Annotated in this window: 16 protein-coding genes; 7 read left to right on the top strand and 9 right to left on the bottom strand. The window is 67.8% G+C overall.

Annotated features, from left to right (window positions below; translation table 11 throughout):
• Positions 1 to 45: 45 nt before the first annotated feature.
• The gene (locus tag ABJF88_10015) at positions 46 to 1,044 is read left to right on the top strand and encodes a YafY family protein (protein ID MEP0547254.1); all 999 of its coding nucleotides are present in this window, start codon (positions 46 to 48) and stop codon (positions 1,042 to 1,044) included.
• Between the two features lie 5 nt (positions 1,045 to 1,049).
• Here the strand turns inward: ABJF88_10015 and mfd are convergent, their stop codons facing one another.
• The 3 genes from mfd to ABJF88_10000 form a co-directional block, all read right to left on the bottom strand.
• Entirely contained in the window at positions 1,050 to 4,433 is a 3,384-nt protein-coding gene (mfd, locus tag ABJF88_10010; protein ID MEP0547253.1) for a transcription-repair coupling factor, read from the bottom strand.
• Positions 4,434 to 4,527: 94 nt separating this feature from the next.
• Entirely contained in the window at positions 4,528 to 5,460 is a 933-nt protein-coding gene (murQ, locus tag ABJF88_10005; GenBank protein MEP0547252.1) for an N-acetylmuramic acid 6-phosphate etherase, read from the bottom strand.
• A 7-nt stretch (positions 5,461 to 5,467) separates the two neighbouring features.
• Positions 5,468 to 8,098, bottom strand: coding sequence for a CHAT domain-containing tetratricopeptide repeat protein (locus ABJF88_10000; GenBank protein ID MEP0547251.1), 2,631 nt, complete (start codon positions 8,096 to 8,098; stop codon positions 5,468 to 5,470).
• Between the two features lie 241 nt (positions 8,099 to 8,339).
• Here ABJF88_10000 and recF point away from each other — a divergent pair, with 241 nt between their 5' ends.
• A complete protein-coding gene (recF, locus tag ABJF88_09995) occupies positions 8,340 to 9,497 on the top strand; it encodes a DNA replication and repair protein RecF (protein ID MEP0547250.1) in 1,158 nt (385 codons plus the stop codon).
• Positions 9,498 to 9,545: 48 nt separating this feature from the next.
• Positions 9,546 to 11,045, top strand: a complete 1,500-nt coding sequence (locus ABJF88_09990) for a M48 family metalloprotease (protein ID MEP0547249.1) — start codon at positions 9,546 to 9,548, stop codon at positions 11,043 to 11,045.
• Positions 11,046 to 11,118: 73 nt separating this feature from the next.
• Here ABJF88_09990 and ABJF88_09985 read toward each other — a convergent pair whose 3' ends face one another.
• Genes ABJF88_09985 through ABJF88_09975 form a run of 3 tightly spaced genes read right to left on the bottom strand, consistent with a single transcriptional unit; the run spans position 11,119 to position 12,812 of the window.
• Positions 11,119 to 11,544 carry a MaoC family dehydratase gene (locus ABJF88_09985; GenBank protein MEP0547248.1) on the bottom strand — a complete coding sequence of 142 codons (426 nt, stop codon included), beginning with the start codon at positions 11,542 to 11,544 and terminating at the stop codon, positions 11,119 to 11,121.
• Positions 11,545 to 11,565: 21 nt separating this feature from the next.
• Positions 11,566 to 12,390, bottom strand: coding sequence for a DUF4926 domain-containing protein (locus ABJF88_09980; GenBank protein ID MEP0547247.1), 825 nt, complete (start codon positions 12,388 to 12,390; stop codon positions 11,566 to 11,568).
• Entirely contained in the window at positions 12,387 to 12,812 is a 426-nt protein-coding gene (locus tag ABJF88_09975; protein MEP0547246.1) for a thiol-disulfide oxidoreductase DCC family protein, read from the bottom strand. Before ABJF88_09975 ends, ABJF88_09980 begins: the two co-directional genes overlap by 4 nt.
• A 208-nt stretch (positions 12,813 to 13,020) precedes the next feature.
• Between ABJF88_09975 and ABJF88_09970 the strand changes: the two genes are divergently transcribed.
• Positions 13,021 to 15,507: an MMPL family transporter gene (locus tag ABJF88_09970; GenBank protein MEP0547245.1), complete on the top strand. Its 2,487-nt coding sequence runs from the start codon at positions 13,021 to 13,023 to the stop codon at positions 15,505 to 15,507.
• A gap of 69 nt (positions 15,508 to 15,576) precedes the next feature.
• Entirely contained in the window at positions 15,577 to 16,653 is a 1,077-nt protein-coding gene (locus ABJF88_09965; protein ID MEP0547244.1) for a hypothetical protein, read from the top strand.
• A 9-nt stretch (positions 16,654 to 16,662) separates the two neighbouring features.
• Here the strand turns inward: ABJF88_09965 and ABJF88_09960 are convergent, their stop codons facing one another.
• The 3 genes from ABJF88_09960 to ABJF88_09950 all read right to left on the bottom strand — a co-directional run bounded on the left by ABJF88_09960 (position 16,663) and on the right by ABJF88_09950 (position 20,030).
• The gene (locus ABJF88_09960) at positions 16,663 to 17,403 is read right to left on the bottom strand and encodes an NTP transferase domain-containing protein (protein ID MEP0547243.1); all 741 of its coding nucleotides are present in this window, start codon (positions 17,401 to 17,403) and stop codon (positions 16,663 to 16,665) included.
• A complete protein-coding gene (locus ABJF88_09955; GenBank protein ID MEP0547242.1) occupies positions 17,400 to 18,731 on the bottom strand; it encodes an inositol-3-phosphate synthase in 1,332 nt (443 codons plus the stop codon). Before ABJF88_09955 ends, ABJF88_09960 begins: the two co-directional genes overlap by 4 nt.
• 111 nt (positions 18,732 to 18,842) lie before the next feature.
• On the bottom strand, positions 18,843 to 20,030 hold the full coding sequence (locus ABJF88_09950; GenBank protein MEP0547241.1) for a CDP-glycerol glycerophosphotransferase family protein: 1,188 nt from the start codon (positions 20,028 to 20,030) through the stop codon (positions 18,843 to 18,845).
• A gap of 94 nt (positions 20,031 to 20,124) precedes the next feature.
• On the opposite strand from ABJF88_09950, the gene ABJF88_09945 reads away from it, so the two are divergent.
• Both ABJF88_09945 and ABJF88_09940 read left to right on the top strand, forming a co-directional pair.
• On the top strand, positions 20,125 to 21,258 hold the full coding sequence (locus ABJF88_09945) for a glycosyltransferase (protein MEP0547240.1): 1,134 nt from the start codon (positions 20,125 to 20,127) through the stop codon (positions 21,256 to 21,258).
• 6 nt (positions 21,259 to 21,264) lie between these two features.
• Positions 21,265 to 22,764, top strand: a complete 1,500-nt coding sequence (locus tag ABJF88_09940) for an oligosaccharide flippase family protein (GenBank protein ID MEP0547239.1) — start codon at positions 21,265 to 21,267, stop codon at positions 22,762 to 22,764.

Here is a 22,764-nt window from a genome sequence, read left to right as displayed (position 1 = left end):
GTTGACATATCTCTGTCACCCCACCCCGGAAACCTACGCTGCCGCATGTCCCAAGCCGACCGCACGCTCAACAAAACCGAACGGCTGTTCGCGCTGGTTCTCCTTCTGCAGAACCGCCCCAACATGACCTCGCGCGACCTCGCCGAGCACTTTGTGGTCAGCCGGCGCACGATCTTCCGCGACCTCCGCACCCTCGGCGAGTCCGGCGTCCCGCTGACGTACGCGGAAGGCGGGGGGTACGAGATCCTCGAGGGGTATCAGCTCCCGCCCCTGATGTTCACCGCTCGCGAAGCGGCGACGCTCCTCGTGGGGACGGCCTTCACTAAGCTCCAGCCCGACCTCTCGCTTCGCGCCGACGCCGACGAGGTGGGCCTGAAGATCCGCTCCGTCCTCCCCGAGTCCGTCCGCGACTACATCGACCGGCTGCAGGACAACACGGTGATCGCGCCGTACATCCGCAACCTCGATCCGGGGCAGGGGGGACACGACGAGGAGGGGCGGTGGTACGACCTCAGCGAGGCCGTGGCGAAGCAGCAGAGTATCTTCATGCAGTACTACGTCGCCAGCCGCGACGAACTCACGAAGCGGAAGGTGGACCCGCTCGGGCTCGTGTATTACTCCGACTCGTGGAACCTGATCGCCTACGACCACCTCCGCAAAGACGTGCGCAACTTCCGGCTGGACCGGATTCGGAAGATGCGGATGATGACTGACACGTTCAAACGGCCGGCCGACTTCGACCTCGAAGCGTACCTGAAGGAGAAGGGCTCGAATCCGCGTAACGAGCGGATCGTCCTCCGTTTCCACCCGCGCACCTACCGCTGGGCGAAGCGCAGCATCCCGGCCGAGATCGAGGAAGAGATCCAGACGGACGACGGCGTGCAGGTCACGTTCTACTTCGAGAACGTCGATTACATCGCGCGCTGGCTGCTCCGCTACGGCACCGACGCAGAAGCCCTAGAGCCGCCGGCACTGCGCGACAACCTCCGCGAGCGCGCCGAAAGCATCGCCCGGCATTACGATGAGGTCCCGCTCGAAGCGTGAGCGTGTCAGGCGGCGATGGCTTCGAGCGGCCGGAGCTGTTCCAGCAGCCGCTTCGCCGTCGGGAGGTCGGGGACGTCCTGCACGATCGCGCGGAGCCGGCCGCCTTTTGTCTCTTTGAGCACGTAGCGCCGGTCGAGCGCGGCGAGGCGTTCGAGCAGGGGGTGGAAGGCCGTCTCGTAGAAGTACGGGTCGGCGTCCTGCGAGGGCACGTCGAGAAAGAGGCGCTGGTTTTTGAACTGGACGCGGGGGAGGCGGAGGGCCTGCGCCGCCGTTTTGATCTCAGCCGCCATCAGGAGGGTGTCCACCTCAGGCGGGATCGGACCGAAGCGGTCGCCCAATTCCTGCCGGAACGCGGCGAGTTCGTCGGGCTCGCCGAGGTCGGCGAGGCGGCGGTAGAGGTTCATCCGCTCGGTGTTGTTCGAGACGTAGTGGCCGGGGATGAGTGCGTCTTCCTCCACATCGACCGTCGACTCGCCAGCGGGCGGGGCGGCCTCGCCCTTGAACAGGTCGCTGAACTCCTCGTGGCGGAGCTCCTGCACGGCCTCCTCCAGAATCCGGTGGTAGGTCTCGTAGCCTAGATCCTCGATGAACCCGCTCTGCTCGGCCCCGAGCATCGCCCCGGCGCCGCGGATGTCGAGGTCACGCATGGCGATGTTGAAACCGCTGCCGAGCTCGGAGAACTCCTCGACGGCCTGGAGCCGCATCCGCGCCTCGCGCGTGAGCGTGTGGACCGACGGCACCATGAGGTAGCAGAACGCCTTCCGGTCGCTCCGCCCGACGCGCCCGCGTAGCTGGTGGAGGTCGGAGAGCCCGAAGCGGTCGGCGCGGTCGATGATCATCGTATTCGCGTTTGCCACGTCGATCCCGCTCTCGACGATGCTCGTGGCGACGAGCACGTCGAACTTGTGCTGGATGAAGTCGTGCATCACGTTTTCGAGCTCGGTCGGCTTCATCTGCCCGTGGGCGACTTTGACGCGCACGTCGGGCACGATCGCGCGGATCATCATCGCCATCTCCTCGATCGTGCGGACGCGGTTGTGGACGAAGAAGACCTGCCCGCCGCGGTTGAACTCGTAGAGGATCGCGTCGCGGATGAGGTCGCGGTCGAACGTGTGGATCTCGGTGACGACGGGCTGCCGGTTCGGTGGCGGCGTGTTGATCGTCGAGAGGTCGCGGACGCCGAGGAGTGAGAACTGGAGCGTGCGCGGGATCGGCGTGGCCGTCAGCGTGAGCGTGTCGACTTCGGAGCGCATCTTCCGCAGCCGCTCCTTCACCGCGACCCCGAACCGCTGCTCCTCGTCGATTACGAGCAGGCCGAGGCGCTTGAACTCGACCTTTTTGCCGGCGAGCCGCTGTGTCCCGATCACGATGTCCACGTCGCCGCTCTTCATCCCGGCGAGCACCTCCTTCTGCTCGGCGGCCGGGACGAACCGCGAAAGCTGGGAGATTTTGACCGGAAACCGGGCAAGCCGCTCGGTGAACGTCTCGAAGTGCTGGAGCGCGAGGATCGTCGTCGGGACGAGCACGGCGACCTGCTTGCCGTCCTGCACGGCCTTGAACGCAGCGCGGATCGCGATCTCCGTCTTGCCGAAGCCGACGTCGCCGCAGACGAGCCGGTCCATCGGGATCGGCTGCTCCATGTCCTCCTTCACCGCGCTCGCGGCGAGGGCCTGGTCGGGCGTGTCCTCCCACCGGAACGACGCCTCCATCTCGCGCTGCCACACCGAGTCGGGCGCGAAGCCGTAGCCCGAGCTCGCCTTCCGCTTCGCGTAGATCTGCACGAGGTCACGGGCGATGTCTTTGACGCGCTTCTTCGTCCGGCCCTTCGCGCGCTCCCACTGCCCGCTGCCGAGCTTCGTGAGCTTCGGCTGGTGGCCCTCTTTGCCGGTGTACTTGTGCAGCTTGTGGAGCGCGTTGACGTTGACGAACAGCTCGTCGCCGCCGAGAAACAGCACGCGGACGGCCTCCTGCTTTTTGTCGCGGACAGTGATCTTGTTGAGCCCGGCGAACTTCCCGATGCCGTAGTCGACGTGGACGACGAAGTCGCCCGGCGTGAGGCCGGCGATGTCGCGGAGGGAGAGGCCGCCTTTGACGCGGCGGCGCTTCCTCGCCGTCGGCCGGTGGTAGCGGTGGAAGACCTGGTGGTCGGTGTAGACCGCGAGCCGCTCTTCGGGGAGGACGAACCCCTCGTGCATCGACTCGACGGTGAGCACGGCGTCGGGCTCGTGGTCTTCGTCGCCGAGTAGCTCGCGGAGGCGGGCGCGCTGGCCCTGGCTGTCGCAGAGGATGTACGCTTCGAAGCCCCGCTCTTTCAGTTCGGCGAGGTGGGTGCGGAGCCGGCGGACATCGCTGTTGAAGTCGGGCTGCGGCTGCGCTTCGAGCGACAGCGCCCGCTCGGCATCGTGCGAGAACGTGCCGAAAAGGAGGCGCGGACGGCGGGCGAGCCGCTCGCGGAGCTGATCGCCGGCGAGGTAAAGCCGGTCCGGCTCGGGCGCGTCGGGGTCGTCGAGCGTGGCGAAGGCCTCCGTCGCTTCGGTGTGAAACGTGTCGGCGCGGTCGTCGAGGCGAGCCTCGTCGAAGAGAGCGAAGAGGGTCGAATCGGGGAAGTAGTCGAGGAGGGCGACGTGGGCCACGTCGTCGTACGCCGCTGCGCCGAGGTTGGGGACGACGCGCGCGGATGTCATCCGGCTCACCGAGCGCTGCGTCTGCGGGTCGAACTCGCGGATGGAGTCGATCTCGTCGCCGAAGAACTCGATGCGGACGGGGTAGTCGCCGGCGAAGGGGTAGATGTCGAGGATGCCACCGCGGAGCGCGAGCTCGCCCGGGAGCGCGACGAACTCGACGGCCTCGAATCCCTGCTCTATGAACCGCTCCATCAGCGCCTCCGGCCCGACTTCGTCGCCGACGCGCACCGTCAGCGTCTCCTGCGCCACGGTCTCGGGCGGCGCGACGAGTTCGGCCACCGCCGTCACGCTCGTCACGACGATGCCATTGAACCCCTCTTCGAGCCTTTGCAGCGCATCCGCGCGCTGGATCAGCGCGGCGTTCTCGGCCATCTGCTCGCGGTCATACGGCTTCTGCCCGCTCGGCGGAAACAGCAGCACTTCGCGGTCTTCGCCGAGGAGCTGTTCGAGGTCGCTCTGGAGGTACGCCGCCGACTCCGGCTCGGCGAGGAGGCAGCACAGCGGCGTCGCGCCGTGCTCGACGAGGTCGGCGAGGGCGAAGGCGGGGAGGGAGCCGACGGTGCCTTTGAGCCGGAGCCGGTCGCCGGGGGCGAGGGCGGCGGCCTCTTTGCGGAGTTGCAGGAAGAACGGCGCGGCGGCGACGCGCGAACGGAGCGTGAGGAGCGACACGGGCAGCGGTGCGGAATAGAGAGGGGAGGGGCGCACGGAATGTGCGCCCCTGTGGCGTCTCCGATGAACGTCGTCACGCGCCGACGGGTCCGCGCGTCCGTATCGGTTTCACGTGAAACCGAGGCGTTTGCTAAGGTGCTGTTTCCCCAGCGATAGCCTGACGCACGAAGCCGCCCGCGCGTTCGAGCCGCTCCCGCGCTGCGTCAGCGTCCACATCCGCGAGGAGGATCACGAGGGCGGTCTTGACGTGCCCGTCCGCCGCGTCGAGCGCACGCTGCGCCTCGACGTAGTCGACGCCCGTCGCCGTCATGACGATCTTCTTCGAGCGCTCCTTCAGCTTCTCGTTCGTCATCTGGAGGTCGATCATCATGTTCTCGTAAACCTTCCCCATCCGCACGAACGCCGCCGTCGTAATCATGTTGAGCACGAGCTTCTGCGCCGTCCCGCTCTTCATCCGCGTCGAGCCCATGATGACTTCCGGCCCGACCGCCGCGCAGATCGCCACGTCCACGTACTCGTGGAGGTCGAACTGGTCGCGCGGGTTGCAGGTGACGAAGAGGGTCTTGCACCCGATCTCACGAGCGTACTTCACCGCGCCGACGACGTACGGCGTCCGCCGGCTCGCCGCGATCCCACACACCACGTCGTCCGCCGTCACGCCGGCTTCGATGAGCGCCTCGCGCCCGTTCGACTCGTGGTCCTCGGCGCCTTCCTGCGCGCGGAACATCGCGGCCTTCCCGCCCGCGATCAGCCCCTGCACGAGTTCCGGCGGCGAGCCGAACGTCGGCGGGCACTCGGCGGCGTCGAGCACGCCGAGCCGGCCGCTCGTCCCAGCCCCGACGTAGATCAGCCTTCCGCCCTTTTTGAACGCGTCGACCACGATCTCGACGGCCTCGGCGATGTACTCCAACTCGGCGCGAACGGCGGGGACGACACCGGCGTCTTCGTCGTTGATGATGCGGAGGATCTCCTCGGTCGAGGCCGCATCGATCCGCATCGAGCGCGGGTTCCGCTTTTCCGTGGTCAACGATTGGAGTTCGCGGAAGAGATCGGATTCGGCCATGGGGAAGTCAGGGCGAGGCAGCGCGCCGCAAGCGCGGCAGCAGAAGGGCGAGGAGGAGCAGGCCTCCGCCGGCGAGCCACCACCACGAAGAGGGGGAGGAGGGGAGGTCGATGGGCGCGGGGTTGCCGTAGAGCACGGGCGCGGCCCAGAAGAACGGGCTGTTGCGGAGCCCGTCGTGCTGGTCAAGATAGTCGATCTGCGCGCGCTGGAGGGCGACGTCTTTGCGCTCGCCGCGCGCGAGGTGGTCGTAGAAAAGGTCCATGAGCTCGACCGTTGCGGCGTCGTCGACGCGCCAGAGCGTGCCGAGGCTGCTGCTCGCTCCGGCGGCGCGGACGGCGTAGTGGAGCCCGAGCGAGCCCTCGCCGCTGAGGTCGCGCCCCCGCGCCGTCCGGCACCCGCTCAGCACGACGAGGGAGGCATTGAGCGGTCGGCTCAGCAGCTCGTAGAGGTAGAGCCGCCCGTCCTCCGTGCTGTCGGGATCGGCGGTGAGCTGGATGTAGCTGTTGAGCGGGTCGCTCTCGGCGACGAAGGCGTGGGAAGCGAGGTGGAGCAGCCGCGCGCTGCCGAGCGAGCGGTACAGGCTGGACTCCGTCGCCGCGCCGTCGAGGGCAACGAGGGCAGAGGGGAAGCGGCGTCCGAAGTGGTGCAGCTCGCGCTCCACGCTCGGGAGGTCGGGCGGCGGTGCGCTCTCGTACACCGAGCGGAGCGGCGACTCCAGATCGATGCCGCCGAACACGCTGCGCCCGAACGCGACGAGGTCGGACGCGGTCGCGGGGTTCGCTTCGTCGAGGAGGAGGGCCGCGGCGAGCTCCGTCGAGATGGGGTGGCGGCAGAGGAGGAACGGGGCGTCGCTGAACTGGAAGCGGCCGGGGTCGCGCTCCAGGAGGAGGCCGAAGGGGAACTGCGCGAGCGGCCCCTCGGGCACGACGACGAGCGCGGCGCCCTCGGGAATGTGCGGCGCGATCGGGGCGAAGAGGAGGTCGTAGAGCGTCTTCAGCGGCGCGAGCTCGAACGAGGCGTTCGCCAGTTCGATCGGCCCGGCGGCCTGGTTCCACTGCGGGCTCACCGCCTGCATCAGCGATCGGATGCGGTCGGCGTCGAGCGACGGGTCGAGCGGGACGGCGAGGAGGGTGTCGGGGCGCAGCACGAAAGCGTGCGGCGGGGAGCCGAGGTAGTAGGTCACGAGCACCTGCTCCCGCTCTGCGAGCGTGGATTGGATCGGAGCGAGACTCGGATGCTCGGAGATGGGGGCCTCGCCATAAAGCGCCGTCTTCTGCGCTTCTACATCGCTCACACGACCCCGGAGTCGCACGATATCGGCCTGGCGGAGCCCCGGCTCGGCGAGTTGGTCATGCAGGTCCGCGAGTACCGAGGCCAGACTATCGGCCACCGGGTGGACGGCGGGGGAAAGCTCGCTGAACCGCCGGCGGCGGAGGTCGCGGAGGCCACGTGCTCGCGCGTTGTCGAGGGTGAGAAACGCCTCTTCGTTCCGCTGCTGGCGGAGGAGAAGGCCCACGCGCGATAGGTAGTACGGATACCAGATGTTCGCGCGGCTCTTCCCTGTTCCTCTTCCCGTTACCGTCCGGTCTGCCTCGACGAGGTGCAGCACTTGGGCGGAGAGGGAGTCGGCGCGCTCGTAGTTGCCGGCGTGCATGGCCGTGGTCGTCAGGCCGTCGAGCACCGCCATGCGCGTCCCGCCCACGTCCGTCTCGTCGCTGATAGCGAGGGCTCGCTCGAAGGCCGCCCGCGCCTCGGGGTAGCGCTCCTGCCGCAACAGGACGCGGCCGACAGCTTCCCAGCTGGCAATCTCGGCGCTCGGCGTGGGCCGCTCCAGCCGACCCGCGAGGTCAGTCGCCATCCGGGCCGCTACGAGCGCAGAATCGAGCCGCCCATCAGCGAGAAATGCCTCGGAGAGCGTGTTGTAGGCGAACACGCGGTGGTGCTGCTCCCGCGACGACTCGCCCAACTGGAGCAACCGTGTGGCTTCGCGAGCCGCGTCGAGCCCGCGCGCGAGGTTGCCGGGGAGGTGGCGCTGCTGGAGTCGCAGCTTCGCTTCATTCGAGAACGCACGGCCCAGGTGGGCGCGCAGGTCGGGTCCGAGATCGGGCGTGCCGCCCAGTTCCTGCTGCACCGATTGGTAGATAGCGAGGGCATCGTCCCACCAGCCGAGCCAGCTATAGTTCGACGCCAGCGTCAGCCAGAGCTCAGTGCGTTTGGACGCAGAGGCGGAAGGCATGTAGTCGAGGAGTTGAGCCCAGGTCTGCGCTCCCGCCTCAAAGTCGCCACGCTGGTCGAGGAGGAAGCCGCGCCACTGAAGCATGTAGCGGACGCCGGCCGAGTCGGCCCGCAGGTGGGGACCGCCGAGGAACACTTCGGTTAGGGCGGCGGCCTCGTCGGGGCGGCCCGTCTCCCAGAGGACCCGCACGTCGAGCCCATAGGTCTGGGCGAAGTGGTTCGCGGCCGTGCTGTCGAGCGCGGGGTGGGCGGCGAAGCAGGCGCGCGCCCGCTGCAACGTCGCCCGCATTGTGGCCGTGGCAGCGGAGTCAGCCGAACGGGGCTGGAAGGATTCGAGCGCTTGCTGGGCGCGCCCGAAGAGGGCCTCGCAGGAGGGCTGCGCCTGAGCGGGTAGGAACGACATCAGCAAACCGATGAGCCACAGGCACCGCATATCTCCTCCGTTTAACTCTGTGATCCCGAATCGCGCCGCTTGGTGGTCCGTCTCGATAGACGTATGCACTGCTCAGCCGACGCAAAATGCGTCGAAATGCATTACCCGTCAAGCCGGGTGACCCGCCTCCGCGCGCTATTCGTGCTTGTCCGAACCGGGCGCGGGAGCGGCGGTATCAGCTACGCTTCTCGCTCCGACTCCTGCCTTCCGCATGCGCCTCCGCTCGCTCCGTCTGCTCTCCTTCCGCGCCCACTCCGAGACGGAGGTCGCGTTCGCGCCCGGCGTGAACCTGATCTACGGGCCCAACGGGTCGGGCAAGACGAACCTGCTCGAAGCGATCCATTACCTCTGCCTCAGCAAGAGCTTCCTCACGTCGCAGGACACGCACGCGCTCCGGCAGGGCTGCCCGTTCTTCGAGGTCGAGGGCCGGTTCGAGGGCGAGCAGCGGCCGGAACTGACGGGGCGGCTCGTCTACGTCCCCGAGGAGGGCAAGCGGATCTTCGTCAACAAGGCCCCGCTGGAGCGGCTGTCCGAGGTCGTCGGGATGCTGCCCGTCGTCGTGTTCTCGCCGGCCGACGGGGCGCTCACGGCGGGCGGGCCGGACGAACGCCGCAAGTTTCTCGACAACACGCTGAGCCAGGCGAAGCCGGTCTACCTCGACGACCTGCTCAAGTACCGCCGCGCGCTGAAGCAGCGCAACGCGCTCCTCTTCGCGCAGCGCCGCGCGCGCTCGCCCGTGGACCCCGCCTCGCAGCAGGCGTGGGACGAGGAACTGATCGGGCTCGGCGCGCGGATCATCGAGCGCCGCCGCCGCTTCATCCACGACTTCGACGCGTTTCTGGCCGAGGCTTACGCCAGCATGGAAGCCGTCGGCGAGCGGCCGAGCATCGAATACGAGACGGCCGTGGCGCTGGAGGAGGGGATGACGGAGGCCGACATCGCCGAGGCGTTCCGGCAGGTGCTCGCCCGCCTCGCCCGCCGCGAACGCGAGCGCGGGCGAACGCTCGCCGGCCCGCACCGCGACGAACTCGTCTTCCGGCTCAACGACTTCGAAGTCCGCCCCTACGCTTCGCAGGGCCAGCACCGCACGTTCGGGATGGCGCTCAAGCTGGCGAAGTACTTCTACCTCCGCGACCGGCTGAGCGAGACGCCGCTCCTCCTGCTCGACGACGTCTTCGGCGACCTTGACCCGCACCGCTCCGACGTCTTCCTCCGTCTCCTCCAGTCCGACACGATCGGGCAGAGCCTCGTCACCGCCGCGCGCCGCGAACCGTTCGACGCGGCCGTCGATTTCACCGAGCCGGAGCACGCGGCGCTCTACGTCGTACACGGTACCATATCCGAGCCCGCCGACCACGCGGCGCTGTAGCGAGCCCGCCTCGCCCTCCCTTCTCCGATCCCATCTCTTACGACGACCATGCTCCCACATTACCGCGTTTTCTCCCTCCTCGCGCTGTTCCTGCTGAGCCCGCTCGGCTTCTCCCTCTCCGGCTGCGGCACGCAGACCACGAACCTCGTCACCGGCGAGACGACGCGCGGGGCGTACAGCTGGCAGGAAGAGGTGCAGCTCGGCACCGACGCTAACCAGCAGATCATCGCGCAGTACGGGCTCTACGACGACCCGCAGCTCGCGGCCTACGTCGACCGCATCGGGCAGGCCGTGCTGCGGACGAGCGCCTACGGCGAGGCGAGCACGCCCGCCGAGATCCGCAACACCCCGTTTTATTTCCAGGTGCTCGACAGTGACGTGGTGAATGCGTTCGCCCTCCCGGGCGGCTACACCTACGTCACGCGCGGGCTGCTGGCGTTTCTCGAAAACGAGGCCCAACTCGCTGTCGTGCTCGGGCACGAGGCGGGGCACGTGCTCGCCCGGCACTCGTCGCAGCGTGCGGCGAATGCCCAGCTCGGCCAGCTCGGGCTCCTCGGGGCCGCCGTGCTCGGCGGGGTCGTCGGCGGCGGGAACGTGGCTGAGGGCATCCTCAACTACGGCGGCACCGGGCTCCAGCTCCTCACGCTCAGCTACAGCCGCGACGCCGAGCGCGAGGCCGACCGTGCGGGCGTCGCCTATTCCGAGTTCGCCGGGTACGACGCCGCCGAAGGAGCCAAGTTTTTCCGCTCGCTAAGCCGGCTCGGCGAGCAGAGCGGCGGCAGCCTCCCGTCCTTCCTCTCCACCCATCCCGATCCCGGCGAGCGCGAGCAGACGATCCCCCAACTCGCCGCGCAGTACGATCCGCAGGGCACCGAAGTCAACGCCCAGCCCTACCTCCAGCAGATCGAGGGCATCGTGCTCGGCAGCAATCCACGGCAGGGCTTCACCGAGAACGGGATGTTCTACCACCCCGACCTCGCCTTCTCGTTCGACTACCCGAACGGCTGGCAGGTCCTGAACGGCGCGGCGGCGGTGCAGATCGCCGAGCCGAACGGACGGGCGGTGATGGAGTTCACGTTCGCGCCGGAGGACTCGCCGCAGGCCGCGGCGCGCGCCTTCGCCGGCCAGCAAGGCTTTAACCTGTCGAGCCAGGAGGCGACGACGGTGAACGGCAACCAGGCCTACGCCATCAGCGGAACGGCCAACACGCAGCAGGGCGAACTCGCGATCGCGGCCTACTTCATCGAGTATGGCGGCACCGTCTATCGCTTCATGGGCCTCACCGGCGCGAACACCTTCAGCCAGTACCGCGACGAGTTCCTCTCGACATTCCGCAGCTTCGAGCGCCTCACGAATCGGGAGTACCTCAACCGCCAGCCCGTCCGGCTCGACGTGGTGCAGGTAGATCGGGCGGGGTCGTTCCAGTCATTCCTGCGCGGCCGTCCCTCGCCCATCGGGCTCGACGAGAACACGCTCGCGATTATGAACAACGTCCAACTCAACGAGACGATTCCGGCGGGCACGGCGTTGAAGCTGCCGCGGAATTAGGAGACGGGGAGGCTATGAGCCGAGGAGACGAGGAAAGCACCGCTTCGTCTCCTCGGCTCTTCCGTTCTTCGGTTTAGCCCTCGCCCTTCGGCGGGATGATCACGGCCTCGCCGCCGAGCGCCATCTTCCCCGCTTCGTTGTAGACGTACACCTTCGCGCGGACGTGCCCGTACCGCTCGATCTTCTCGGCAACCTTCACTTCCAGCTTGATCTCGGAGCCGACGGGGATGGGGCGTAGGAACTTCGCAGAGAGCGCGACGGCGACGCTGCCGGGGCCCGGATAGTCCCGGCCGAGCACTTTCGATACGATCCCGAGCAGGAACGCGCCGTGGACGATGGGCTGCCCGAACGGCGTCGTGGCGGCGTATTCGGGGTCGAGGTGGAGGGGGTTGTCGTCGCCGGAAACGTCGGCGAAGGCGCGCACGTCGTCGGCGCTGACGGTGCGGCTCCACTCGAACGTGTCGCCGACTTGGATGGAGTCGTAGGTGTGCTTGGGCATGGATAAGCTCGGAGGAAGGGGTCAGCGTTCGCGTTTAGAAAGATACTCCGGCTGCGCTGAAGCGGCTTCCTCGTGGAGCTCCCCGATGAGCCGGTCGAGATTCATTCGGAGGAAGAAGGCGGCACCGCGGAACCCGTCCCCCAACTCGTCGCTCAGACTTCCGAACACTCTCGCCGCGACAGGCCGGTACGAGTGCGGCGAGTGGAAGAGCACGATCTGGATGCCCGCCTCTATGCCTTCCGGCCCCAGCAAGGCCCCTACGTTGACGGCGATCTCGCGCCGTCGGAAATGGAGTGATTGTGCGTCTGGTTCGATCAGAGCAGGATCGAACCCCTCGTCATCGACGAGGAATCGGAAGGACGAAAGCGCGTCGGAGACAGGGGCGGGAGCCATAGCGGCGTTCTCCCACGAGAGGTCGGACGTGACGTAAGCGCGGAGCGAGGGGTCGATCTGCTCTTGGCCGTCGCGTAGCAAGCGACGTCGACGCAGTGCTCGGATGGGTTGCCAGACCAACAGGACGGCCAGCATCACGACAACGACTGCTATGAGTGACGTGTACAAAATCCGGTAGAACGTGTCTCCAGGGAATAGGAGGGGCAATGAGAGCCACAGAACCAACAGCCCGAGAGCGATCCCTATCCCTATCATTTTACTGAGCCGGGCGCCGGCGACGGTTTGCACGTCCTCCAGTCCGAGAGACAGGATCACAGCTTCGCCCTCCCGGTCGATGAACTCGACGTCGATACGCTCGTCGGTGCGCCGGACGACGGTTCCGACGTCTCCCTCCCACACGCCTTCCTTCGGCGCGTCGCGCAGCAGAACAACACGGTCCGAGCGGTGCGTCATGGTAGATCGTACTCGAGGAATCGGGAGCGCAATGCGGGGGTCGGGACGCGACAGGCGTCGTGGGTGCCGAACCAGCGGTAGCGGTGGCGCGCGATGAATCGGTACGCCGCGTCCCGCAGCGGCCTCGGCATGGCGAGCAGGGCCGCGAGGAGCGGCCACGCCCCGTCGAGCCGCCGGGCGATGCGCAGCGCCGCCGTCGAGCGGACGTAGCACCGGCCGTCTTCGACGAGCACGACGGTGTCCTCGTTTTCGATGCCGAATCGCTGCGTCAGCCGCTGCCCGACCTCCGATTGGAGCGAGGCGAACCGGAAGACGGCGTCGGCGTCGCGGTCGATGATGAAGGTGACGGCTGCGTCGCAGAGATTGCACACGCCGTCGAACAGCACGATCGGGCCGGCGGGGTCGGATTCGGGTGTGGACATCGGGACTCGGAGGGGGCGAAGGGCGTTGGGAGCCGTGTACCCTTCGCCGCGCGGCCGGTTCACGGAGCGCGGCGGGCAGGCGCCGTGCGGGGAATCCGCGCCGGATGTGCCCCGTTACCCTCGCGTTCGCTATCGTTTCATGTGACCTCGCGCGCCTCGGCGTCGGCTACGTTACGCTTCCCTCACCCCCGATCCCGCCCCTGCCTTCGTGGAACGTCTTTTCGAGTCCCTCCGCCCCCTCATCCACGCGATCGTGCGGAGCCCGTTCGCCGTCGTCGCCGTCGCGCTCGTGCTCGCCGCGCTCGGGCTCGTGTCCGCGACGCGGCTGAAGATCGACACGGACCTCGCGAACCTGCTGCCCGACGACTACGTGAGCGTGCAGGCGCTCGAGCGGCTCCGCGCCACCGTCGGCTCGGAAACGCCCGTCGACGTCGCCATCGAAAGCCCGTCGTTCGCGGCGAACAAGCGCTTCGCCGAGGCGCTAATCCCGCAGGCCCTTGCCCTTCAGTGGCGCGGCGAGCCCGTCTTCACCCGCGTCGACTTTCGGAAGGACACGACATTCCTCGCGCAGAACGCGCTCTATTTCGCCTCCGACGAGGAATTGGACCAGCTCCAGTATTTCCTCGAAGACACGGCCGAGGAGGCGCGGCTCGAAGCCAATCCGTTCTTCGTCGACCTCGACGACGACCTCGGGCTCGACGAAGAGGAGTCGGACGCGGGAGGGTTGGAAGGCCTCCGCGACCTGCAGCCGCGCGAGTATGCCGTCTCGCCCGACTCGACCGTGCTCGCCCTCCGGTTCTATCCGAGCGGCGCGCAGACCAACATCGGCTTCATTCGCGACACGTACCGGCAGCTCGACTCGCTCGTGGCAGCGGTGCAGCCCGCGCAGTTCGATCCGCAGATGGAGGTCACGACGGCCGGCCGCCTCCTCCGGCAGCAGATCGAAATCGAGGCGATCACGAACGACGTGCAGAGCAGCTTCGGGCTCGGTGCCGCCGCCGTGCTGCTCTTCGTCGTGCTCTACTTCCTGTACAAAGCGCTCCAGGTTCGCGGACGGACGCGGCGCGTCGTACTCAGCGAACTCGCCCGGCTGCCGGTGACGGCGGGGCTCATCGGCATCCCCCTCCTGATGAGTCTGGCGTGGACGTTCGGGATCGCGGGCGCCGTGTTCGGCGCGCTGAACCTGATGACGTCGACACTCGCGCTCGTCCTCTTCGGGCTCGGAATCGACTACGGCATCCACTTCTACGCGCGCTATACGGAAGAGCGCGGGCACGGGCTGAGCCCCGCCGACGCCGCCGAAATGACGTTCGTCTCGACCGGGCAGGCCGTCGCCGTCAGCGCCGCGACGACGGCGATCGCCCTCTTCGCGCTCACGATCGCTGACTTCCGTGGCTTCAGCGAGTTCGGGTTCATCGGCGGCCTCGGGATCGTGTTCGCCCTCTTCGCGATGCTGCTCGTCCTCCCGGCGCTCCTCATCCTCAGCGAGCGGTTCGGGCTGCTCCGCCTCGAAGCGCACGACGACGAGCCCGTCGTGGCGGCCGATCCGCGGCCGTTCCCGGCCGCGCGGACGATCCTCGCCGCGAGCCTCGTCGCCGTCGTGCTGTCGCTCTTCGCGCTGCCGCAGGAGCGGTTCGAGTACAACTTCAGCAGTTTGGAGCCCGAGTACCGCGACTACTACGACCGCGCCGACCGGCTCTCCGGCGTCTACCCGTCGAGCAACCGTCGCAACCCGGCGTACATCGTCGTGGACGACGCGTCCGACGTGGAGCCGCTCGTCGTGGAACTGCGGCGCCGGGCCGGCGAGGACACGCTGATCCTCGCCGTCGAGAGCCTGCAGGAGCGGTTTCCGACGACGCCGGAGGCCGCCCGCGCCAAGCTCGACTGGATCGCCGAGATCCGCGAACTCACGGACGACCCGTTCCTCGCGGCGGACACGACCGGCGAGATCGCTCGCGTCCGCCGCGCCGCGAGCACGACCGCGCCGATTGCCCTCGCCGACGTACCCGACGAACTCAAGCAGACGTTCACGTCGAAGTCGGGCGAGGTCGGCAACTTCGTCATCGTGTACCCGCGCGGCTCGCTCTCCGAAGACGCCCGCCTCTCGATGGCCTTCTCCGACGAGGTCGGCGTCGTGGAGGTGGAGGGAGAGACGTACTACGCCGGGTCGACGTCGATCGTCGCGGCAGAGATGCTGCGGCTGATGCTCGCCGAGGCGCCGCTGATGGTCGGCATCACCTTTGCACTGATCGCGCTGCTCATGTTCCTCGTCTTCCGCTCCGTCAAGTGGGCGCTCCTCGCGCTCGTGCCGCTCGTCGTCGGCGTCCTCTGGATGCTCGGGCTGATGGTACTAGCCGGCGTCTCCCTCACGTTCTACAACCTCGTCGTGCTCCCGGCCGTGCTCGGCATCGGCAACGACTGCGGGGTGCACCTCGTCCACCGTTATCGGGAGGAGGGGCCGGGCTCGCTCCGCTACGTCCTCCGCTCCACCGGCGAGCATGTCACGATGGGAGCGCTCACGACGATGATCGGGTTCTCCGGCCTCCTGCTCTCGTTCCACCCCGGCCTCCGCTCGATCGGACTCCTCGCCCTCATCGGGATCGGCGCGACGCTCCTCGCCGCGCTCCTCTTCCTCCCGGCCTTGCTGCAGTGGATGGAAGATCGTGAGGCGGTTGAGCCAGCAACGACTCCTTGAAAACGTGATTTGAAATCACACAGACCCGAGCTAATGACTGTTAAGATCTCGTCAAGCAAAATGGGTAGAATGAATAAGTACAACGCATTGGGTGTAGTGGTTTGTCTGCTGTTTGCCTTGCTTGCGATCCCGCAAAGCCCGTTAGCTGCTCCAACACCCGTCGACGAGCGCGTCGCGGTGCCGGAGGGCGGGGTGCGCGCGGTGACGGTGGATGACTTCCGTCCGCACCGCGCCGAGGGCAGTGCTTACAACGAAGTGTGGTCGTACACCTTCCTCTTGAACGATGGGATGCAGGCGACGATGAGTCTCTCGCAGGCGTACCTCGGGAGCCTCATGTCTCCCGTCTCCGGCGCCGAGTTTTCGATCTCCGGTTTCGACGGCCGGACGTACCGCGCCCCGAAGCAGTACGACGCGGCGGACCTAAAATTCTCGCCCGGCACGAGCAGGCTGCAGGTCCACCCGAACATCTACGCCGAAGGCGCACTCCCGCAGCGCCACCGCGTCCATTTCGAGGCCGGGAAGGAAGGCGTCGAGTACGCCGTGGACCTCACCTTCTCCGACATCGCGTCTGGACTGACGTGGGGCGATGGCATATTCCGGCTCGGCTCGGATCGGATCGGGATGTTCATCCACATTCCGTACGCCCGCGTCGCCGGCACCGTGACGATCGATGGCGTGGCGAAACGGGTATCGGGCACCGCCTACATGGACCACACGTTCCAGAGCGACTTCCCGACGAAGCTCGTGCGCAGCGCGTACCGGTTCGTGCAGCACAGCGGCGACATGGAGGTGGGCCACTTCATCACGCCGGCGTCGCGCTACCAGGACCGGGTTATCGGGTTCGCCGCCGTGCGGAAGAACGGCCGCTTCCAACTCCGCAAGCCTGAATCGCTGCAGGTCGTCTCGACGCGGCGGAGCCTCGGCGTGGCGGTGCCGAACCAACTCGCGGTTCGTTACGATGGCGGCGGGCAGACGATCCTCAACCGCGAGCGCGACCAGCAGACGTTCTCCGCGCTCGAAGAGCTCGGTGGCATCCAGAAAGCCGTCGTCAAGCGGTACATCGGCGGCGAGGTTGTCGTCTTCCGCGGGCGCGGCACGACGAACCAGCGCGGGCGCATTGTCTACGACTACTTCCTCGTGAAGTGAGGTAGCACACTACCCCTCGACCGCACGGAGTCGACGTTCTGCCTCGGCGAGCATCTCGGGGGTGTCCACATCCTGCCAGAAGCCGTCGCCGATGTCGAGTACGCTCATCCGGCCGGCAGCGGCGAAACGCTGGATCCCGTCGGAGAGCGAGGCGTCGCCGCGCTCGGCGTAAACCTCGGCGAGTGCGGTCATCAGCGCGGGGGAGCAAACGAAGAGACCGGTGTCGATGCAGTTGTAGTCGGTGATCTGCTTGCCGATGGAGATGATGTGGCCGTCTCGTTCGCGCACCTTCGTCGCGTCGTCGAGGTCGAAGACGCCGGCGATGTCGTAGTCCACGAGGAGGGTCGCGCCGTGCGCGGGCGGCGTGTGCGCCCCCGCGAGCCGCATCACGTCGTCGCTGAAGACGTGGTCGGCCATCGTGAGGAGGAAGTCTCCGTCCACCTCGTCACGCGCGGCGAGGACGGAGACGCCATTTGCGAGGTCGTAGCGCTCGTTGACGACGAAGCGCACGTCGGCGCCGCCTTCATACACGGACTCGGCGGCCTCCCGCACCTCGTCTGCCCCGTGCCCGACGACGACGACGATCCGGTCGCAGCCCGCGGCTTCGAGGCTGCGGAACGTACGGAGCAGGAGCGGGACGCCGGCGACGGGCGTCAGCGGCTTGAGTGCTGTCGCATCGCTCGTCCCCGCCAGCCGCGAGCCGAAGCCCGCGGCGAGGACGACGGCGGTGCGTCCCGCTCCGGCCGTCACTCTGCTTCCTCAATCTCGGTGTGCTCCTCGAAGTGCTCGGAGAGGTGGGTGATCGGCTCTTCGCCGCCCATCACGCGGAGCGTGTTCTTCAGCCGGAAGTGCTGGATGAAGAGGTCGTGCTCCTGCACGTGGCCGGAGGGCGTGTGCGGGCTCTTGAAGTAGAACGAGAGCCACTCTTGGATGCCCGAGCGGCCGGCGCGACCCGCGAGGTCGAGGAAGAGCGCGAGGTCGAGCACGATCGGCGCGGCGAGGATCGAGTCGCGGCAGAGGAAGTTGACCTTGATCTGCATCTTGTAGCCGAGCCAGCCGAAGATGTCGATGTTGTCCCAGCCCTCCTTCGCGTCGCCGTGCGGCGGGTAGTAGTTGATGCGGACTTTGTGGTAGAGGTCGCCGTAGAGCGAGGGGTAGGTTTCGGGCTGGAAGATGGTGTCGAGCACGCCGGCCTTCGTGACCTCTTTGGAGCGGAACGAGTCCACGTCGTCGAGGATTTCGCCATCGCGGTTGCCGAGGATGTTGGTCGAGAACCAGCCGTTGACGCCGAGCATGCGGGCTTTGAGGCCGGGGGCGAGGATCGTCTTCATCATCGTCTGCCCGGTCTTGAAGTCCTTGCCCGTGATCGGCACGCCGCGCTGCTCCGCGAGCTGTTCGAGCGCGGGGAAATCGGCCGAAAGGTTGGGGGCGCCGTTCGCGTACGGCACGTCCTCCATGATCGCGGCGTAGGCGTAGAGCTGGCTCGGCGCGATCGCCGGGTCGTTGTCCTTCATGCCCTGCTCGAAGGCCTCGGGGCTCATGTGGCAGGGAGCGGGGGAGAGGTAGACCTCCGTCGAGCCGCACCACACCATCACGGCGCGCGTGGCACCGGTCTCCTCTTTCTTCGCCCGGATGTCGGCGCGGAGCTGCTCGGCGAGGTCCCACTTCGTCTCGCCCTGCTTGACGTGCGTACCGTCGAGCCGCTTGACGTACTGCTGGTCGAACGCCGCGGTCATCGGCTCGATGCCGTGGAGGAAGTCCGCCATCTCGGCGAGGTCGCGGTCGTCGAGCACGCCGGCGCGCACGGCGGCGTCGTACACGTCGTCCGGGATCGGGTCCCACCCAGCGAAGACGAGGTCGTCGAGCGGGGCGAGGGGGAGGAAGTCGCGGATGAGCGGGTTCCGGTTCTCGGAGCGCTTGCCGAGGCGGATCGTCTGCATCTGCGAGAGCGAGCCGAAGGGCTGCGCGGTGCCACGCCGCACGGCTTCGACGCCGGCGATGAACGTGGTGGCGACGGCGCCCATTCCGGGGAGGAGGACGAGGAGTTTGCCGTCGTGGGCGGGGAGGGTGTTGGGCACGGAGGCAGCGGTTGGAGAGAGAATGCCGTGGGGTAAATCGGCCGAATATACCGGTGTCGCGAAAGGGGTATCCCGCCGCGTGTGCAATTCAGCCCATCCTCACGACGTCGCTTACCGGGCGGCCTGTGCCGTGGTCACCACCTCTTGCATCACGGCCCACGCGCGCTCGGCATTCCCTCCGTCTGCGCCGAGCATGTGCCGGTCGAGGAAGTCCTGCGCGCGGTCGCGGCAGCAGTCCGGCTCGTCGAGCCCCCGGTCGATCTGCGTCATCATCTCGTCGAAGTCGTGGGCGAGGAGGCCGCCGTTGTCCTCCGGCGGCAGCTTCCAGATGAAACGGGCAGATTCGACGGGCTTCTCGCGGACGCCGAACACGGTGTACTGCCGCTCCATGAACGCTTCGTCTGCGCTCGCGACGGGGTAGACGTGGACGGTCGGCCGTAGCGTGGCGTAGAACAGGTTCGCGATCGACGAGAAGTTGGTGACGAGCACGTCGGCGACCTGCAGGTCGAGGAAGTTGTCGGGATGACGGTCTTTGAACTTGAGGAGGACGTTCGGATAGCGCCGCGCGAGGTCGTCCAGAAACCGACGGTACGGACGGGGGAAGCGGAACGAGTCGTGGAGGCGGAGGATGACGTTCGCTTCGCGGCGGTGGAGGTGGGCGAGCAGACGGTCGAAGAGGTCGGCGTCGGTGCCCCAGTGGGCGAAGACCTCGCCGTAGTGCCACGTCGGCGCGAGGAGGACCGTTTTGCGCTTCAGATCGAAGGGGTAAAACGGCTGCGCGAGCGCGCGGTCGAGCGGGATGCGGAGGTCGTCATGGCTGACGGCGCCGATGAGCCGGCAGTTCTCGGGCGCGAAGCCGCTGACGGCCGTGCGGTGCCCCAGATCCCACGGCCCGAAGCACTGCCAGCGGAAGCGCGGGTTCGGAACGCGCGCATCGCCGAAGGCCGAGCGGATGGAGTGGTGGAGCCATGCGAAGTCCCCGTCGGCGTTGTTCGGGCCGCGCCAGCCGAAGCCGTGCCACAGCATCAGCCCGGCGGGGGAGGGCGCACGCAGCGGCACGCGGTTATCCATCACCGTGATGTCTGGCCGGAACCCCGGCACCCCGACGAATCGGTGCCACGGACGCCGCTTGATGAGCTTCGTACGGTCGAGTGGGAAGAGGTGCGCCACGCCTTCGCGCCGGAACGTCGCCGGGTCGTCGAGGACGACGCGGACGGTGCAGTCGGGCCGCTGGTCGAGGTATCGGGCGAGGCTCCAGAGGTCGGCACCGAAGGTCGTGGCCCAGACGAGGACGTTCATACGGCGGCGCGGCTGCGGTCAAACCTTCATTTGAGAGGCTTTGCTGGTGGCGGTAGCTTGATGGCTCCGCCAGACCTCATGGCAGATCGAACTTATGGCCGTCCCTCCCACGCCGTTCGCCCTTTTTTCGACCTCGTTCCTCCCGTACTCGCAGACGTTCGTCCACGACGAGGTCTGCGCGCACACGCGCTACGTCGCTGACGTCTTCTGTAAGGAGCGGCTGAACGCGGATCGCTTCCCGTACGACCCCGCGCGCATCCACACGCCCGGCGGGCCGGTCCAAAGCGGGCTTTACGAGCGGCTCGGGACGTGGCCGCCCTTCCACCGCCACTTCGAACAGCACGACTACGCGCTGATCCACGCCCACTTCGGTACCGGCGCCGTCTATGCGCTGCCCTACGCGCGGAGGCACAAGCTCCCCCTCGTCGTAACGTTCCACGGGAACGATGTGGCCGCGCTCCTCGGGAGCCAACGCTACGAGCCCCGGCGCTGGCGCTACGTGCTCCGCGCGCCCTCCATCTTCCAGCAGGCCGATCTCATGCTCGCCGTCAGCCTGGAGTTGCAGGAGTTGCTCGCCGACCTCAGCGGTCGGCCTCAGGCTGTGAAGCTGCACCACCTCGGCATCGACCTCACGAAGTTCGACGGGGGGGGTGAGCGGAGCGTTGGTCCGCCTCACGTCGTGATGGTCGGGCGGTTCACCGAGAAGAAGGGGTTGATCTACGGCCTCCGCGCGTTCGCCGAAGCGCGCCGCCAGGGGCGCGCGGCGCGTCTGACGGTCGCGGGCGGGGGCGAGTTGAAATCCATGCTGCACCGATTCGTCGCGGAGGCGGGCTTGGGAGCAGACGTCGATTTTCCCGGGGTGCTCGCGGCGGCGGAGGTCGCCGCCCTCATGCGAACGGCCGATGTGCTGATGGCACCGAGCGTCGTCGCACGCGATCACGACCGCGAGGGGAGCCCGATCACGATTCGGGAGGCGAGCGCGTCCGAGCTCCCCGTGCTGAGCACCGTCCACGCCGGCATCCCCCAACTCGTCGAGGACGGCGAGACCGGGTTCCTCGTGCCCGAACGCAACGTACCCGCCCTCGCCGACCGGCTCATCGCCCTCCTCGACGATGCCGAGCTTCGTCGTGCGATGGGCAAGGCGGGGCGTGCGAAGATGGAGCGCGAGTTTGACCTCCACAAGCAGGTGGCGGAACTGGAAGCGCACTACGACGCCGTCCGGCGCTGACGGGCGATGAGCATCGAGAAGGAGCTCCAGCGGGGCGCGCTCGTCAACTTCCTCGGGATCGCGGGGAAGATCGCGGGCCCGGCGTTTCTCCTCGTCGTTACACGGCTCTACGGGGCCGAGGTGTTTGGGGTGTACGTATCGGCGGCGGCGCTCGTCGAGATCGCCGTGGCGCTGCTGACGTCGGGCTTCCGCGATGCGGCGGTGCGCTACGTCGCACGCTACGCGGAAGAGGATCGAGAGAAGCTATACGACGCCCTCGCGAACGCGTTTGGTTTCAGCCTGGGCGGCGCGCTCGTGATCGTGGCCGGGGCGCAGGCGCTGGGGGCTCCGGCTCTCCAGGCTACGTACGACTTCGGGGCCGAGCTCGCACCAGCCGTGCGCGTGATGGCCCTCGTGCTGCCCCTGATGGCCTTCGAGCGCGTCGTGCTCGCCGCTACGCAGGGGCTCCGCATCATGCGGTACGACGCGTTCATCGCCGGCGGGCTCAAGCCGCTCACCCTTTTCGGCGCGGCCTTCCTGATCCACAGCACGCTGCCGACCGTCGAGGGGCTTGTGATCGCGTGGGTGCTGTCGCAGGTGCTGTCCGGCCTCGCAGCGATCGGGATCTACGGGCGAGAGTTCGAATGGCGCCCGCTCGGCCGCGCGCTCCGGCGCTTCCGGCTCAACCGCGAACTGCTGGGGTTCGCCCTCCCGCAAAATCTGAACATGACGCTGAACCGATTCCTGACCGGGATCGACGTGCTGATGCTCGGCGCGCTCGGGGCGAGCGCGGCCGCTGTCGGGGTGTATGGGGCGGGATCGGGCGTTGTCCGCGAACTCCGGCAGGTCAAGCTCGCGTTCTCCGGGGCGCTCGCCCCACAGATCTCACGGCTCTATGCGCAGGGCGATCTAGCGACGTTGGGTCGTGTCTACTCCTCGACGGCGCGGTGGACCGCCACGCTCGCCGTCCCGGCCATCCTCCTCGTCGCCACGCTTCACGCGGATCTCCTCCGCATCTTTTACCCCGGCTACGACGGGACGGTGGCGTTCATGCTGTGGTTGCTACCCGTTCCGTACCTCATCAACGGGTTCGGGCTGGCGGGGAACGTGGTCGTGATGACGGGGCACTCCCGGCTCAACCTGATCAACAGCGCCACGATCGGCGTCGTGAACGTAGGGATGAACTTCGTCCTCATCCCCCGTTTCGGGATGGCTGGGGCGGCGGCGGCCTCGGCGCTCGGTGCCCTCGCGCTCGCCGCCTTAGAGGTCACGCAGGCCAGCCGGATCGTCGGCGTGCCGATGCAACTCCGCGAGGTGTATCGTCCCCATGTGGCCGGGCTCGTTGGGCTCGGCGTGGTGCTCGCGGCTGGGTCTGCGCTGCCTTTCAACGATCTCGCACCGGCTGCGCGGATCGGAATCGGGCTAGCGAGCGTGGCGGCCTATGGCCTCGTGCTGTGGGCGCTGCCGGGCCGGGCCGGGCCGCCCGTCGGCCCGCCGCCTGCGGCGGAGCCGGCCGCCGAGCCGTGA

It is taken from the genome of Rhodothermales bacterium, from assembly GCA_039944855.1.
Classification (GTDB): domain Bacteria; phylum Bacteroidota; class Rhodothermia; order Rhodothermales; family JANQRZ01; genus JBBSMX01.
This window is presented reverse-complemented; position numbering and strand designations above follow the sequence as displayed.

Coding starts and splice junctions, on each gene's coding strand:
- murQ (MEP0547252.1), bottom strand. CDS start 5,460: ATGGCCGAATCCGATCTCTTCCGCGAACTCCAATCGTTGACCACGGAA.
- ABJF88_10000 (MEP0547251.1), bottom strand. CDS start 8,098: ATGTCGTTCCTACCCGCTCAGGCGCAGCCCTCCTGCGAGGCCCTCTTC.
- ABJF88_09965 (MEP0547244.1), top strand. CDS start 15,577: ATGAATAAGTACAACGCATTGGGTGTAGTGGTTTGTCTGCTGTTTGCC.
- ABJF88_10015 (MEP0547254.1), top strand. CDS start 46: ATGTCCCAAGCCGACCGCACGCTCAACAAAACCGAACGGCTGTTCGCG.
- ABJF88_09940 (MEP0547239.1), top strand. CDS start 21,265: ATGAGCATCGAGAAGGAGCTCCAGCGGGGCGCGCTCGTCAACTTCCTC.
- ABJF88_09945 (MEP0547240.1), top strand. CDS start 20,125: ATGGCCGTCCCTCCCACGCCGTTCGCCCTTTTTTCGACCTCGTTCCTC.
- ABJF88_09975 (MEP0547246.1), bottom strand. CDS start 12,812: ATGTCCACACCCGAATCCGACCCCGCCGGCCCGATCGTGCTGTTCGAC.
- ABJF88_09990 (MEP0547249.1), top strand. CDS start 9,546: ATGCTCCCACATTACCGCGTTTTCTCCCTCCTCGCGCTGTTCCTGCTG.
- ABJF88_09980 (MEP0547247.1), bottom strand. CDS start 12,390: ATGACGCACCGCTCGGACCGTGTTGTTCTGCTGCGCGACGCGCCGAAG.
- ABJF88_09985 (MEP0547248.1), bottom strand. CDS start 11,544: ATGCCCAAGCACACCTACGACTCCATCCAAGTCGGCGACACGTTCGAG.
- ABJF88_09950 (MEP0547241.1), bottom strand. CDS start 20,030: ATGAACGTCCTCGTCTGGGCCACGACCTTCGGTGCCGACCTCTGGAGC.
- recF (MEP0547250.1), top strand. CDS start 8,340: ATGCGCCTCCGCTCGCTCCGTCTGCTCTCCTTCCGCGCCCACTCCGAG.